Annotated in this window: 8 protein-coding genes; 2 read left to right on the top strand and 6 right to left on the bottom strand. The window is 59.8% G+C overall.

Going from position 1 to position 15,669, the window contains the following annotated elements; genetic code table 11:
* Positions 1–12: 12 nt before the first annotated feature.
* The 5 genes from Mal15_RS30450 to Mal15_RS30430 all read right to left on the bottom strand — a co-directional run bounded on the left by Mal15_RS30450 (position 13) and on the right by Mal15_RS30430 (position 9,658).
* Complete coding sequence (locus Mal15_RS30450; RefSeq protein WP_147871204.1) at positions 13–2,787, bottom strand: peptidoglycan DD-metalloendopeptidase family protein; 2,775 nt, start codon at positions 2,785–2,787, stop codon at positions 13–15.
* 147 nt (positions 2,788–2,934) lie between these two features.
* Positions 2,935–3,849 carry an ATP-binding response regulator gene (locus tag Mal15_RS30445; protein WP_147871203.1) on the bottom strand — a complete coding sequence of 305 codons (915 nt, stop codon included), beginning with the start codon at positions 3,847–3,849 and terminating at the stop codon, positions 2,935–2,937.
* A gap of 227 nt (positions 3,850–4,076) precedes the next feature.
* Positions 4,077–5,087, bottom strand: coding sequence for a hypothetical protein (locus tag Mal15_RS30440; protein WP_147871202.1), 1,011 nt, complete (start codon positions 5,085–5,087; stop codon positions 4,077–4,079).
* A complete protein-coding gene (locus Mal15_RS30435; RefSeq protein WP_167547149.1) occupies positions 5,084–8,917 on the bottom strand; it encodes an outer membrane protein assembly factor BamB family protein in 3,834 nt (1,277 codons plus the stop codon). The genes Mal15_RS30440 and Mal15_RS30435 overlap by 4 nt, the downstream gene beginning before the upstream one ends.
* Positions 8,918–9,289: 372 nt before the next feature.
* Entirely contained in the window at positions 9,290–9,658 is a 369-nt protein-coding gene (locus tag Mal15_RS30430) for a GxxExxY protein (protein ID WP_147871200.1), read from the bottom strand.
* A 342-nt stretch (positions 9,659–10,000) separates the two neighbouring features.
* On the opposite strand from Mal15_RS30430, the gene Mal15_RS30425 reads away from it, so the two are divergent.
* A complete protein-coding gene (locus Mal15_RS30425; protein ID WP_147871199.1) occupies positions 10,001–10,957 on the top strand; it encodes an acetyltransferase in 957 nt (318 codons plus the stop codon).
* Between the two features lie 251 nt (positions 10,958–11,208).
* Here Mal15_RS30425 and Mal15_RS30420 read toward each other — a convergent pair whose 3' ends face one another.
* On the bottom strand, positions 11,209–13,776 hold the full coding sequence (locus tag Mal15_RS30420) for a sulfatase-like hydrolase/transferase (RefSeq protein WP_147871198.1): 2,568 nt from the start codon (positions 13,774–13,776) through the stop codon (positions 11,209–11,211).
* A 179-nt stretch (positions 13,777–13,955) separates the two neighbouring features.
* On the opposite strand from Mal15_RS30420, the gene Mal15_RS30415 reads away from it, so the two are divergent.
* A complete protein-coding gene (locus tag Mal15_RS30415) occupies positions 13,956–15,446 on the top strand; it encodes an FAD-dependent oxidoreductase (RefSeq protein WP_147871197.1) in 1,491 nt (496 codons plus the stop codon).
* Positions 15,447–15,669 lie beyond the last annotated feature (223 nt).

Raw genomic sequence — 15,669 nt, 5'->3', positions numbered from 1 at the left:
GCGAAGCGAGCGTCACAGTGGCAGGGTCCGCAAGAATCGGAGCCCGAATCGGCCATAGTCCTGCCCGTCAACGTCCCCATCAAAATCCGAGTCCAGGCGAGAGTCAAATCCCGCTTGTCCCACCGATTTCAAGAAGGTGAGACCGAAGCGACCGTAATCTTGTCCATCGACATCGCGATCGCCGTCGGTGTCTCCATAGAACCTGAAGAACGCGTCGGTCGCCTGATCACCGAATCGATAGTCGTCCTCCGCATCCACGACCCCGTTGCCGTTGCCGTCCAGTTGTAATCCGGAGGCAGTGATCAACGGCGACTTGAGGATCAACACATGGTTCCCGTCGACGATCTCTGACGGACGGGTGAACGTGATCTCCAGGACGGTTTTTTCATCGGCAACCGAGGCCGCGAGTTCGATCGGTACCGCCGCGCCAGAGTCCCGATTCAGCACTTTCACGGCAGGTTCCGGGCCGGATGAATCGAGCGTCACCTGCTGGTCGAATCGCACGCTGATCGAATCCAGCGACGACCTTGACGGATCGCCGCCATTGAGTTCCACCTCGATGACCGTCGGCGCCGCGGGCACGTCAAGCAGCAATAGTTCGTTCTGCGCCATGGGGGTGACTGCCGGGGTGGCTGAAAGCTGCACGACAACGTCAGACGAACTGCTCGTATCGGCGACGGTCTGGATCGGAAAGATGACGCGATCGCTGCCCGCCGGAATCGTGACCGAAGTGGGAACGGTCACCAACGCTGGATCCGAGGTCAGATTCACCACCAAGGGGCCCGATGTCCCCGCGCCATCATCGCTGCGTCGAACGTTTCCAAACAGCGTGGTTCCTTCCGACGTCTTGCGTTCGCTGAGCCCTAAAATCAATTGTTGCGGTTGATTGACCGACGTGACGATCCCTTCCACCGAGAATTCGTAGACGCCTTCGTCCGCATCATCCGTTTCGATCCTCACTTGGCCCGCGAAATGTCCCACCGTCGTTGTCGACAACTGGACCGTCAATGTGTCCGATTGCCCGGGGGCCAAGGAGGCCGGCAGCGGGTCGGTGACGGTGAATCCCGAGGGGACCGTCACGTCGCCGAGATGAAGCGTCGCTTCGCCATGATTCTCCAGCACAAAACTACGTGATGGCGCAAACGACGATTGCGGGATCGTACCAAAGTCGATCGGGGTGACGCGGTCGTCAACGATCAGCGCCCCGTTCTGTAACACGCGCGCTTCCGGAACACCTTGGGGCGCGACAACAAAGGATTGTTCGGCGAGCTTGACGCCGTTGATCAGGACATCAATGGTCCAGGTCCCCAGATCGGGCTGGTCGGGAAGAAAATAGGAGTACCAACGCCACTGGTGCGCCCAATCGTTGCCCGCGGTGACATGATTGACTCGGAACACCGATCCGTCGGGGCGACGCCAATCCAAATGGATCACATCGCCCTGCTCGACGCCGGAGAACCAATTCCAAGTGTAAACGAGTTGACCCGATTTCTGCTCAAAGACGTTGAACTGCGACGTCCCTTCGCGAACGTGTGGTGCAACGGGAACGTTGGAAATCCCGTTGCTGAGCACGTATTGGCTCTCACCGATGTACTCCAGCGTTGCAACCGAGTCGTGCAGAAACGTCGTCGGATCGTACCACGGTTCGACGGAAAAGCCGTAGTGCTCCAGCGCGAAGTGGAGGTGGGTGATATCGGACCAACCGGAACTGGCCATGTAACCGAGTTTGTCGCCGGCGGAAACGACATCGCCAACAGAAACCTGAACAGAATCTCGCCGCAGATGGACGTATCGTGTCGTCCAGCCGTCTCCATGATCGACCACCACATAGTTGACCGGCGGAAACGTCGATCCGAGGTTGGTTTGTCGATCAAATTCCCCATCATGGGTGTCGATCACAGTTCCATCCGCGGCCGCATAGATCTCGATCCCGGCGTCTTGTTCGTCATAGCCACGAACGGCGATGTCCCACGCCGAGTGTCCGTCGTATGCGTATCCGCCGCCGCGAAAGTCTTCGATTCCCCCGGTCGGATCGACATCCACATATTTCAGGAACGCGTGGTCGTGATACGGTGTGCCTTCGACGGGCCAGATCAGCGGCTGGGCAAACGTCGTCGTTCCGGTTGTGAAGGTGAAACTGATCGAATTGTCCGTCTCGTCACTTTCGACAACCGTATTGAACGCATCCGCTGTCACGACGACTTGATGGGTACCGGGCGTCGCGAACCATCCGGCTCGCCATCGAAACCCCGTGTAGGCCGACTGCCCCGCACCGGTGTTCAGCACGCCGCTGCCCAGCGTGACCCCGTCGACGGTGAAGTGAAACGCGTGCGTTGATCCGGCGGGAAGATCGGTCGTTTCAAACTGCACCTGAATCGCCAAGCGTTGGCCCAAGAACGGCGATTCGATCGGATTGCCTTGACCGTCGCGCACATAACCTGCGATCAGACGCAAGTTCGGCGAGGAACTTTCCGCCAGTTTCGTTTCACGCAGCCCCTGTTGTTGATAGACGGTGTGCACGTCGCCATCTCCCGACAGCACGTCTCCGGACCAGACAGATTCATCATGGGGGTGTTCGGAATCCGAGGTGGCCGCCCAGTCCCCGACGGGGTTCCCCAGGTCGGCTGACAACAGCGCACGAGTTTCAAGACGCTCGATCGATCGCGATCGAAAACGACGTTCGAAGCTTCGGTCGTGCGGATGCATCTTGATGCCTGAACTCGGTCGAGTGATCTGGTTTTCGCCGCCATTGCGGACGATGGAGGTCCAAAGAGAGCCTAGTCGCATCACATCTCGCGTGCAGCGCCCGTTGGTGTCTAGCCGTTAGGCGATTCCCCCCCTCGCTGCTTCGCAGCGAATCGCGACCGCCCGGAAGGGCCGTCGTACTCGGAAGTGGGGCGTCCATCGGAAGGGGCGTCGTGCTTTCTGGGGCGGTCACGACTCGGGATCGTCGTCGCCGTTCTCCGGCGTGTCCCGGCGTTTGATCAGGGTGACCTCGTTGCCTTTTTCGCTGAACGTGACTTCATCCAAGAACGTGCGAATCAGCATGATGCCGCGGCCGCTGGCCTTGAGCAGGTTTTCCGGGTCGGTCGGATCGGGCAGCGACGTCGGATCAAACCCCGGCCCTTCATCGCTGATCACAAACTTGACCTCCGACTGCGTCAGCGTTGCATTGATGGTCACCCGGCGATCGCGATACGGTGGCTCGTGGATCCGCTGGTCGGCGAGTGCTTGATAGGATCCATCGTCCTCTTCTCGCAAGTCGGAGTCCAATTCCAAATTACCGTGGTCGATCGCATTGGTGATCGATTCGCTCAGCGCGGTCGTCAATTGCACCAGCGTCGACTCGTCAAAATAGTTCAACAGCTTCAATTGTTCGTGTAGATAGCCGACCAGGGCCTGGATCCCCCCCGGTTCGTATCCCAGCACGAATCGCGATTCACTCTCCTCCAAGAAAGCGAGGACCTTTTCTCGCTCCTGAATTGCGTGCACGACCGACATCACCGTGCGGAGAGCTTCGCTCAAGCCCTTGCTGAGATTCTCTTTGGGGACATAGCTGGATGCCCCGGCCCGCAACGCTCGAGCGGCCACCTCTTCACTACCGAATCCCGTCATCAGGATGACCGGCAGTTGCGGGTAGAAGTCGCGAAGCCGTTCGACAAGCTCCAGTCCGTCCATCTTGGGCATCTGCAGATCCGTCAGGACGATGTCCGGCTTTTCAGCGTTGACTGATTCGAGGGCTTCGCAGCCGTCAGCGGCATAGCGTACGTCACACCCGGCTGCCTGGACACAGGCGCCGGCCACACGCTGGCAGACGGCGGAATCATCGACAATCAGGACGGTGGTCATGGAAGTCAACCTTGGCTGAATCAAAGAGAAGGTCCCGGGGGGCAAACAGGACAAGCCTTTGATGATACCGTATTGACGCGTGTTTGGCCCGGCGTGGGTGCGGCGATACGGTGGTGATCCGCGATCGGCACGCGTCACAACCTGACTTTTTCACTAAATGTGCGGCAAAAGTAGCCGAATCAGCACGACAGGCGACCAGATAGGTCGCTCGTCGATCATTCTCCAAGCTACTTCGCCTTACGCCCCGGCGGAATCGTCAACAGCACCGGTGCCCCGGTCGTCTCGGGCAACGGGTCACTTAACTTTGCCGTGCCGATCTTCTTTTCCCAATCGACCGCCATCAGCAAGTCGAACCCAGGGTTTTGGTTTTTCACCTGGCATGAGCACGGGCCGATGATGAATCGCGATGCCAATCCGATCGTCAACTCCGAGATCCCCTTGCCGACCAAGCCGTACAACACCCGACCACGCCCCAGTACGGGGAACGCCATCGGTTGGTCCAATGCTTCCAGATCCGGCTCACTGGCCAGCAACATTTTCAACAAGAACTGTTCCTCAGGGTCGTCACGATGGAGCGTCAGGATCGAAAAATCCAAACGCAATTCGATCGCCAACTGCTCCAACAACGCTTGTTCGTCCTCGATCTCCTCCTGCTCGGGCAACTCCAACGTCGTCTCGTTTTGCTGGACAAAACGCGTCAGGTTTTTGAGCGCCACTTCGTCCTGCTTGGGGTCTCCGCAAGGCACAAAGATCCACACCGCCGACTCGCCGGCGACCAGTCGTTTCGCGATCTCTTGTCGAATCGGCGAGTCGACCAAGTTGGCAACCGTGTCGGCGTCCAGTGGTCCGGCGTCGATCAAGCGGTCCGGGACCTCTTGCGCCGTGACCGGATACAAGGACGCCAAAACCGCTTGCCCCGGTCGGCCGTGTTGCGCCCAAACCGATCTCAGCAGTTCGTCTTGCGCCTTGCCGGCTTCGATCACCTTTACACCGCAATTGGCCGATCCCGACGATTGGTGTCCGGAATCACGCAAGCTGTCGACGAGCTTTGATTCTGCATCACCGAGCGGTCCGTCGTGCAGAACAACCAGTTCGAAATTGTCTGCGGGCCATCGTTCCAACGCATAACGAAACACCGGAACCTGGCAGGCATCGGCCGGCGCCGCCGTGATCGCGATCAGCCCGATCGACAGCAACAAGGTTGAGATGATGGGCAACGGTTGTCGCATTCGATTCATCGCTCTTCCTTTCGTGTGACCTCGATTCCCGACAGGATCGGCAACCGTGATGGATCTTCGGGAACCAGTTCGACCAACAGCGTATCGTCAACGGTGATGTCGGAAAACTCAATGGACTTCGCTTCCGCAGGCTCTCCTGGCGTGGCCGCGATGACGATTCCCGATTTGACGGTTTCCGATTGTAGCTTGATCGCAAACGGCCCCGCGTCGGTTTCGTCCAAATTGGCGAACAAGAACTTCACTTCGTACCGGGCCGCCGGATCGTCCTCGCCCAACAGCGGGATTTCAATTTGCTTCAACCCCCGCGCCCCCGAAGCGTAAACCCAGGGTTTCTCCGATCCGTCCAGGGCGACCGATTCCAGGTTGCGGCTGTACCACCCGCCGCCGCTGGCAAGTTGCGGTTTCAAATCGAACACGAACTCCAACCGTCCGCGACTGCTGGGCCGCGGATAGCCGAACCACTCGCGGCCGGCGATCTCTTTGCGGTCTCCCGGGGCGCCGAAGTTGATCCCGATCCGCTTGACCGGCGTCGTCGGGCCGACGGCGCTGAAGATTCCCCAAGACTTGTTCTCCGATTTCGGTTCCATCACCACCGTCGATGCGATCGAAAACTGACACACACATCCCGCGCTGGCTTCGGGGATCATGACCAGCCCGTTGCCGGGGATGGCGTTGACCCAGCATCCCAGTCGCTGGCCGGCGAAGTGCCGCGTCCCGCTGTCCTCGTACAGGTCATAGTAGCCGATGAATCCGGATCGAAAGAACATCATGTTCGGCGTCGCGGTGATCACGCCGCAATGATGCCCCGGGCGGCTGAAACGCCACTGGCTTTCGGCGCCGGTCAACGGGTGTTGCCGCGTCTTCGGCTGGCCGCTGTGCAAGTTGAACGCCCAGGGCTCGGCATAAATCACGTCGCCGACGACGGCCGGCCGGTTCATGTAGTTGGCGTTCTTGGACCACATTTCCCGACCGTCGGCTGCGTCCAGCACCAATAATTTCCGCCGATCAAACTCCCCGGCAAGAAACTGTTTCCAGTAGTGCCCGTTCGCGTTCGCACCGCACAGGACCACCCGCCCGTCGGCCACCATCAGCGTCAGACTGCCGCCGCCTGCGCTGACGTTCGTGGTGTCGGTGACGTCGACCGGTTTCTCCCACAGCTTTTCGCCCGTGCGACGATCCAAGGCGACGGCCAACCGCACGTCATAATCCTTCATCGCCGCTTCGGCTTGCTCGGCCGCTTCACCGGTCAATTGCTTCAAGTCTTCCTTGTCTTTCAAGTACAACTGTTGACGTTCTTCCGGGGTGATCGAACTGTCGATGAAATAGATTCGCTCGGGGCCGATTGCGATCGTGGTGTGCAGGATGTTACTGCCGCGGTAGGTCCACATCCGCTCGCCCGTCGCCGTGTCGACTGCAAACACCGAATCGGTCTGACTTTTGACGGTCAGCCCACGGCGGCGCATCCGCTGTTCCAACTCCTCGCGAATCGTGCTGGTGCCGAACACCTGCCCGTTGTCATAGGCCAGGTAGGCCCAAGCTCGTTGCACGCCGTCGGGTGATTCCGGGGTTTGGTAGGTCGCGTTGACCGTGCCGGTTGCGGCATCGAGCGCCAGGCATCGGTTGTTGATCGCGACATAAAGTGCATCATCGCTGGCGGCCAAATTGTGCGTTTCGCGGTTGTTGAACACGCCCGTGCGGATCGCACCGGGATTCTCAAACTCCCACAAGAAGTTGCCGTTGTAGGCGTCATAGGCCATCAGCCGATCGGTTCCCTGGATGAACATCCTCCCGTTGGTCGACAACGGCGCGCCGGCGGCTTCGTGACGGTTGATCATCGCACTCGGCCCCGGGTCGCCGTACCACAACACTCCCAGCCCATCGCGAACGCGGTGATCGTCGCTAAACGACGTGTTGGCGACGTTGCCGTATTGGTGTGACCAGTTACCGGCACCCGGCAACTTGCCGCGACGCAGCAGTTGCCAATCCGGTCCGGTGACGACCTCGCCTTCCTCCTGTCGATAAAACTGCGTCAGCCAAGCCGTCGCCTCCTCCACCGACGCCATCTCCGGCAGATTTGCCGCGGTTGCGGGACGTCCCAAGATCACGACGCCGCCACAGGGTTTCAGATGGCGGGCGATCACTTCCGGGGCACCCGGCAATCGACCGGACAGCAGCATTGATTCGGACACGATCAAGTTGGCAAAGTAGTTGGAAAACGGCATCGCGTCGATCGACGCGTTGACCACCGTGATGCGGGTCGCGTGGATGCCGGCGCGCTCAAGTGCCTGACGCGAAGCCGTCGCCGTCGCCGCATCGGGCTCGACCGCGTAAATGATCAGCTCACTCTGCTGTGCCAATTCGTAGGCCAAGCGTCCTTGACCGCTGCCGACGACCAGACAGTATCCGGTGTGTTGAGCGCTGTGTTGCAGGATCTCGCGTGCCGCGGCCTGGTAGAACTCGGTCAGATCATCGACGGGAAACGGCACCGCCGCCGGCTCCGGCCACGTCGCGGTTTGTTCGCCGGCCACGTCGCTTCGAAACGCGTAGATGTTTCCGCTGTCGGTGCTGACGGTCAGCACATCACCGTCGATGGCCAGCCCCCGCACATTGCCGTCAACATCGGCTTGCCACAGGACCTCGCCGCTTTCACGGTCCAGCATCAGGACTTCGTTCATACCGCCGGCGATCACGGCGTTGTCCGAAGCGACCAGCACATCATCAAAGTCGCTGCTGTATTCCCAGACGATGCCGCCCTTCATCGCCTCCTTCATCATCTGCTTGGCGTGGGCCAGTTTCTCCGGCGTCGTCGGCCGCTCGCGGAGTTTCAGGAACCACTTCTGTTTCTCTTGACTGGCCTTGGCGTGCTGGCTGCGGTTGACGCAAAAGATCTTCTCGCCGTCCATCAAGTACGCCAGCTCGCCGGCCAATACCATTTGCCGGCCGTTGATCCAGGACTCGCCGACGTCGCCGGTTGCCTGGTCCATGGCCAGAAAGTGGTGGGGCCCGCCGGCGTAGACCTGGCCGTCACCGAGCAATGCTTTTGTGCCGCCGACGACGCCACCGGCATCGGTGCGCCAAGAGTGGGTGCGCTGAAAGACGATCTTTCCGGTTTCTTTGTCAACGGCCACCGGCAACGAGCGTCCCGAGGGGACGTACAAGTACTTGTCATTGGCCAGCAGATAGCCCTGCGGCGAAAGGTCGTTGCGACCGGCGTTCTGCTCGCTGATCGTGTCGTTGCGCCAGATCACCGAGCCGTCGACGGCATTGACGGCGCACAAGTAAACCGTTTCGTGTGGGAAAACACCGGCGCCGAAATATGCCCTGTCGCCGTCGATCAACACGCCCGTTCGCACCGGCCAACGCGAGATCATTTCACCGCGACTGAGCAAGCGATCATCTTGCGGACCGACACGCAGCTTCCAGACGACCTGACCATCGGTCGCTCGCAAGCAATAAACTATGCCGTCGTCGGATCCGAAGTAAACGTTGCCGTGGGCCAGCGTCGGCGCCAGGCGAATCGGCCCCTCGGTGTAGAAGTCCCAGATCGGTCGGCCCGATTTCGCGTCGACGCAGTGCAGTCGATGATCCACCGTGCTGCCGAAGTAGACACGACCGCCACCGATCACGGCCTGCAACGCGTCGTCAAAATCGACGCGGTGCTTCATCACATGGCCTTCGATCGGAGTCTCTCGCGGCCCCGACCACGCCTTGATCGGCTTGGCCGGAGACTGGTAGGTCCAGGCGAGTCGCAGCGAAGGCTCCAGGGTTTCGGATGTGAATCCGGCTCGGTCGTTGCCGTTCAAATAGGCCGGCCAGTCTGCCCGGACCATCGTTGTCAGGAGCACACACACGAAACCGATAGCAGCGAAAATCGATCGGGCAATCATGGCAGGGGATCCATTGGGCGGGGAAAGATGGAGGGTTCATCCATGATAGGGACATCCAGTCTAGCCGCCCGGATCACCCCGTGCTGCCCCGCCCAACCTCCGCCGAGTGCTCAATTCCTGGTGTCAGCCCCACAATTCCCGGCCGAACCACCAATCCGTCCCAAAAAACACATCAAACGATCAAGCAGACTTCACCAAAACAGGCGCCCAGGAAGACCGAGCTAAAAATGCCGGGGATGTTTCAACCACAGAGGACACCGGGTCCAATGCCCGGGTCTTTCTTTTGGTTCTTCTGTGGTCGACCTACATCCGGCTTCAATTCGCGAGACGTTTGATGCCATCTTTCAGTCGAGTGACATTGAAATTGATGAGCAATCCGATCTTCCGTTCGCTGAGCTTTAGGTACGACAATTGAGCGTCATAGAGCGAGATCATTTTCTCGACCGATTTCAATTCCACGATCACAAGGTCATTCACCAGCAAATCGACACGATATCCAACATCAAGCTTGACGTCTTCGTAGACGACGGGCAGCCCGACTTGCACTTCAACATGTAATCCACGCCGACGAAGCTCGTATGCCAAGCATGCTTCGTAAGCAGATTCTAGCAAGCCGGGTCCCAGATGCGTGTGCACCTTGATTGCTGCGTCGATGATCTGGCCGGTGATTTCGTTGATTTCCATCTGACGGATCCTAAACGGTGTGTAGAAGTCGAGAAGGTCATTGGATGAAATGACAGCGCCGATCTATCGATCATTTGCAGAACGCAGTATTTCGCGTTGGTGCGATCAGCCAAGCACGACTACTTCTTCCCGGTGATCTCCTCATTGGGAGACCGAGCTAAAAATGCCTCGAATGATTCAACCACAGAGAACCACGGAGTTTAATGCCCGGGTCTTTCTCTGTGCTACTCCGTGTCCTCTGTGGTAAATCTGTCCCCATGACCGCATCTCGCGCGCCCTCGGTTTTCGAATCCGTGCTCTCTCGCTAAATTCCATGTTTTCCATTCAATCCAGGAGTTTGACGTGGCCCATTTCGATGTGTTCAACGGTGATGCGGACGGTATATGCGCGTTGCATCAACTTCGCTTGGCCGAGCCGCGTGAGAGCACCTTGGTGACCGGCGTCAAACGCGACATCAGTCTGCTCCGGCGCGTCACGGCGCAGACGGGCGACAGCGTGACCGTCCTTGACATCTCGCTGGACAAGAACCGCGACGACTTGGTGCGGTTGCTCGACGGTGGCGTCCGGGTGACCTATTTCGACCACCACTTCGCCGGCGAGATCCCCGAGTCGGAAAATCTGAGCGTGCAAATCGACACGGCCGGAGACGTTTGCACGGGATGGCTGGTCAATCAACATCTCGACGGCGCCTTTCTGCCCTGGGCCGTGACGGCGCTGTTCGGTGATAATTTGCACGACGCCGCACGCAGCGCCGCACGACCACTGGACCTCAACGGGTCACAGCTCGATCAACTCGAAACGCTCGGCACGTTGCTCAATTACAACGGCTATGGCAGCACGCTGGACGATCTGTATTTCCCGCCGGACCAGCTTTATCAGAAGATCCAACCCTATGCCGACCCGTTCGAATTCATTGCCGCCGACACCACGTTCCAAACGCTTCGCGACGGATACGACAGCGACATGAATCGGGCGGCGTCGATCGATCCGGTTTTGAAAACCGACGCCTGTGCTGCATTCGTGTTTCCCAACGATTCCTTCTCGCGGCGTGTCAGCGGCGTCTACAGCAATCAACTGGCGCGAGACAACCCCGACCGGGCGCACGCCTTGGCCAGCCTGTTGCCCTCGGGCGATTATTTGGTCAGCGTCCGCGCTCCCCTGGCAACCAAATCCGGCGCCGATGAACTGTGTCGCCAATTTCCCACCGGCGGCGGACGCAAAGCCGCCGCAGGGATCAATCAATTGCCCGGCGATCAACTGCAAGCCTTCCTGGACGCCATGCAGAAACAATTCGGCTGATGGGTGTGGGGTAGGCTGGAAGCCTGTCCCACGTAGGCCCCGTTTCAAAGGCATCAGGCCGTGGCGATTCGACGCGCAAGGGGGGGCTTAAGTCAGGAGGAACGCAGCAGTCGCTGGTGTTCAGGCTTTAGCCGCCCACTGTCGCTGCGAAGCAGCGACCGGGAATCGCCTAAAGGCTAGACACCAGCGCTTATGCCCGTGTCATTCAACCCCCGTCCCCTTTTCGCTCGTGGCGAGGTTTCAGACAGGGCCTAGGGCGAACCGATCGCCGCGTCGACATCGTCCATCGAAACCTTTAAAACCTCCATCGTTTGCTTCGCACCGGAAAATGCGATCAGCAGGTGCCCGTCGTGTTCAATCAGGTGTGGATAGTCGACGTGCCGACCGCCGACGAGTCGGAATAGGTGCGTGAAGACCAGCCCGTCCGCACTGATCGCGAGTGTCAGCGGATCACGTTGATCGGGATTTGAATTGGAGACCATCGCATAGTATCCCCGCGACGTTCGCAGCACGAAGAATTTGCTGGTCGCGTCGGGGAAGTTAGTCTTCACAATCGGGCTCCACGTCCGTCCGTTGTCGCACGAAAACGTCCGCAGCAATCGACCCGAACGTCCGTTGTCGCGAATCAGTCCGACAAGGTTCTTTTCATCCGGCAGCACATACCAATACGGTTCTTCCGGGCGACCGTTTGCGTCGTAGCTCGCCAGCGGATGGATGTTCCAGTCGTCATACGCGGTGTCGCCGCCGATCATCACGGACACCTGTTGGCGGTGGTCGCGACGAGTCATCATGAACTCGCCCTGCGGCAATCGCTTGGGCGGAAAGTTGTTCAACGTGTCATCCAAGACGGTGCCGTGATCCTTCCATTTCACCTCCGACGCATCCCAGCGAAACGCTTCCAGGCTGAGCCCTTTGCCGGGATAGCCCGGTGCGTTGAAGTGACTTGCCAACGCAAGCAATTCGCCCTCGCGGACCCACAACCCACGCGCGATCCAGCCGAAACCCTCACGTCGCGGCGGTCCTGACAGATCCGCGGGCTCGCTCCAATGCAGTCCGTCTTCACTGGTGGCGTAAGAAACACGCGTATCCGGTCGGTCATGCCCCGGGACCACGTTGCGATGCCGTTGCGGCGTCAGTCCCCGTTTCGGCACCCCCGGACCATCGCTCCACATCGCCCAGTACTTGTCATCAAAGTGTGTCAAGTAAGCGTGTTGGTGGACCCAGGTCCCGGCTCGATCTCGGACGTCGCTGATCACAGCATGCTGCGAAGGAAGGTGGGGCAGGTTTGCAAAATCGATTTGCGACGGGGCCGAACCGCTGGTCACCAGGTCCAGCATGTGTGGGCTGGTCGGATGCGTCAGCGGGTGTGGAGGTTTATCGGGGCGTGAGGCGGCAACCGTCGGCCGCGCGGCCAGCTTTGCCGACAGCTTTTCCACGAGCTCGGCGATGGTGCTTTGGTGCTCATCCCGCTCAGCCACATTGACGCTCTCGTGCGGGTCTGTCCGATGGTCGTACAGTTCCCTGGCCAGCACACGTTTGGAGGGAAAGTCTCGCCACTCGGTGTAGCGAAACTGCTGGCTGCGAATCGAATACCCCATCACCTCGGGCAGTTTTCCGCGCGGATAATTCGGACGCGGTGTTTGCGTCAGGGCGACTTCATGATGGCGGTTCGACGGATCGTCCAGCAGCGGCATCAGCGAGACACCTTCGACGTCCTCGGGGGCCTGCAAGCCGGCGAGTTCGGCCAGTGTCGGATACAGGTCCAATAATTCAACCAACGCTTTGGTGCGTCCCGCCGCCGGATGCTTCGGTGCGTCGATGATCAAGGGGATCCGCGCATCGAGTTCAAACGCGGTCGTCTTTCGCGTCAATCCGTGTTCACCCAGATGCAGCCCGTGGTCCGACCATAGCACCACGATCGTGTCGTCTCGCAACCCGAGTGCATCCAATTCATCCAGCACGCGGCCCACTTGAGCATCCAAATAGCTGATCGCCGCCAGGTGTCCGTGATGCATCTCGCGCAATGCATCCGACGCCGCCCCTCCGCTGAATCGCGCGCTCGTCAACGCAAGGTCGGGAACGTCCTTCGGTGGCTGCACGTTGTTGGGAATCGGCACGTCGTTGCGATCGTACAGATCCCAGTATTTCTTGGGCGCGTTGAAGGGCCTGTGTGGTTTCCAAAAACCGACGGCAAGGAAGAACGGCTGGTCGCCGCGACTCAAATCCCGCATCGTCGCGACCGCGGTCTGGGCAACTCGCCCGTCAAAGTAGGCGTCATCGGGAACATCGCGACATTCAATGCCGCCTTTGCCCGACGCCAAGTTCGGCGGCACGACACCGTCGACCAGTGGCTTGTCATTGGAGTGGCTGTTGTAATGCAGCACCGATGGGACGCTCCACGAACGGGGATCGCCCTTCCAATCGTCCTGCCGCCAGTTATGAAAGATCTTGCCGACACACTGGGTGTGATAGCCGTTGGTCTTGAACAGCTCTGGCAAAGTGACCGCATCGGGCACGTTCTGACGAAAATGGGTCGGCAGGTCCCAGACCCGCAGCGTGTCCGGTCGCATCCCCGTCAGTAGCGAAGCCCGCGACGGATTGCAGACCGTTTGTTGACAATACGCGCGCTCAAACAGCATGCCCCCAGCAGCCAGTCGGTCGATGTGCGGCGACTTCACCCACGTTTGGCCGTAACAACCAAGTTCCACACGAAGATCATCGATCGCGATGAACAAGACATTGGGCCGGTCGGCACGGGCAATCGCCGCGAGCAGCGTCAGGCAACAGGTGACAATGATGAACAGGACTTTCCGGGGCACGACATTCAACCTCTCGACCAGCCGGAAACGGGCCTCGCTATCGGCTATGATCGAAAACACGCAAAAAACTCAAAGTACGCTGAATCGACAGAGATTGTAATGAACGCGCCCGCGCGAGGTGGCGTGCAATCGATCCGTCGTTTCACCGCAGGCTTCCGGGCCACCAAGCGAGGATCACCATGACGGAATCGAAGCGAAGACAGTTTTTGAAGACCGCGGCCGTCCTGGGGCCGGCGGGATTGCTGGTCAACCGACACGCCACCGCCAGCGACAACGCAATACCAATCAATTCGTTTCCCGACATCGACCGCGGCCACGTGCTCCGAACCAGCGGTCAACTGACCGAGTCGGCTTCGATCTTTCAAGAGAACAACCGGGCCGTCCCCGTCGCCGGACACAGCCAAGTGTTGGTCTGTGGTGGCGGGCCGGGCGGAATCGCGGCGGCATTGGCCGCCGCCCGCAGCGGCGCGACGGTCCAGTTGCTCGAATTGGCAGGCTGCTTGGGAGGCGTCTGGACGGCCGGAATGCTGACGAAAATCCTGGATGTTTCGGGTAAGTCCGGCATCATGCAGGAAGTGCTCGCGGCGTTGGCGGCCAGGGGGAGCGAGGTCGCCAAACGCTCCGCCGGAACCGTTTACGACCCGGAGCTTGCGAAGGTGGTCCTGGAAGAAATGTGTGTCGACGCCGGGGTCAAGATTCAATTGCACACCATGGTGGTCGGTGCCGTGACCGACGAAAGTAATCGCTTGGTTGCGGTGGTCACAGAATCTAAGTCGGGACGGCAGGTGTGGACCGCCGATCGGTTCATCGACTGCACCGGCGATGGCGATCTCGCGGCCCATGCGGGCTGCCGCTTTGACCTCGGGTTCGGCGAGGACTGTACTTGCCAGCCGATGTCGATGATGGCGCTGGTCACCGGCCCGCAACCCGAAGACGTGCACGAATTCATCCGCGAAACCGGACGCGAGGCCAAAGCGAGACTCTACAAATTCATGCAAGACGCCGGGATCAACCCGTCGTATCGAGCGCCCACGCTGCGTCACCTGCACAGCGGCATCTATTCGATCATGACCAATCACCAATACGGTGTCTCTGCCTTCGACGCCGGCGCGATCACCAAGGCCACGATCGAAGGCCGGCGCGAGGTCCACGAGATCGTGCGGGGGCTGCGAGACTTGGGGGGCGTTTGGAAAGACTTGGCGGTGGTCGCAACGGCCGAGCAAATCGGCATCCGCGAAGGTCGCCGCATCAAAGGGCGTTACACGATCACCAGCGAAGACATCACGACCGGGCTGAAGCATCCCCAAGCCGTCTGCCGGTCGAAGTTCTCGATCGACGTGCACTCGCTGGAAATCGCCGGAAACCCCGAGAGTATCGAAACGCTACGGGCACGCGGCGTTCGGCAATACGACATCCCCTATCCGGCACTCGTCGCCGCCGACGTGGACGGATTGCTGATGGCCGGACGCTGTATCAGCGGCGACTTCTTCGCCCACGCCAGTTACCGAGTCACCGGCAACGCCGTCCCGATGGGCGAAGCCGCCGGTCAAGCCGCCGCCGCATCCATCGACCAAGGCATCATGCCCCATGAATTGACATGGTCCGCCGTCGCTACCGAAACGGCGAATCCGGCTCCAACCGCTGGGCAGCTGCCAGTCACTTCGAAATGAAGCCGCGTTACCGGAAAGAGAACCCACGGATGGCAGAGCGTACCCACGGATGTCATGCAGCCTGGAATCCGTGGGTACGCTTTGCCATCCGTGGGCAAATTCTTTCGCGCAACCGTGAGAGAGGCAATTCTGTTTAACCATCCTGAAATCAATCGTCTACCGGCCGCCCACGCGCCCCATCATTCTGCCACCCCACCATCATGTAACTTTTGTTCACTCGCCA

This window comes from Stieleria maiorica (assembly GCF_008035925.1).
Classification (GTDB): Bacteria; Planctomycetota; Planctomycetia; order Pirellulales; family Pirellulaceae; genus Stieleria; species Stieleria maiorica.
This window is presented reverse-complemented; position numbering and strand designations above follow the sequence as displayed.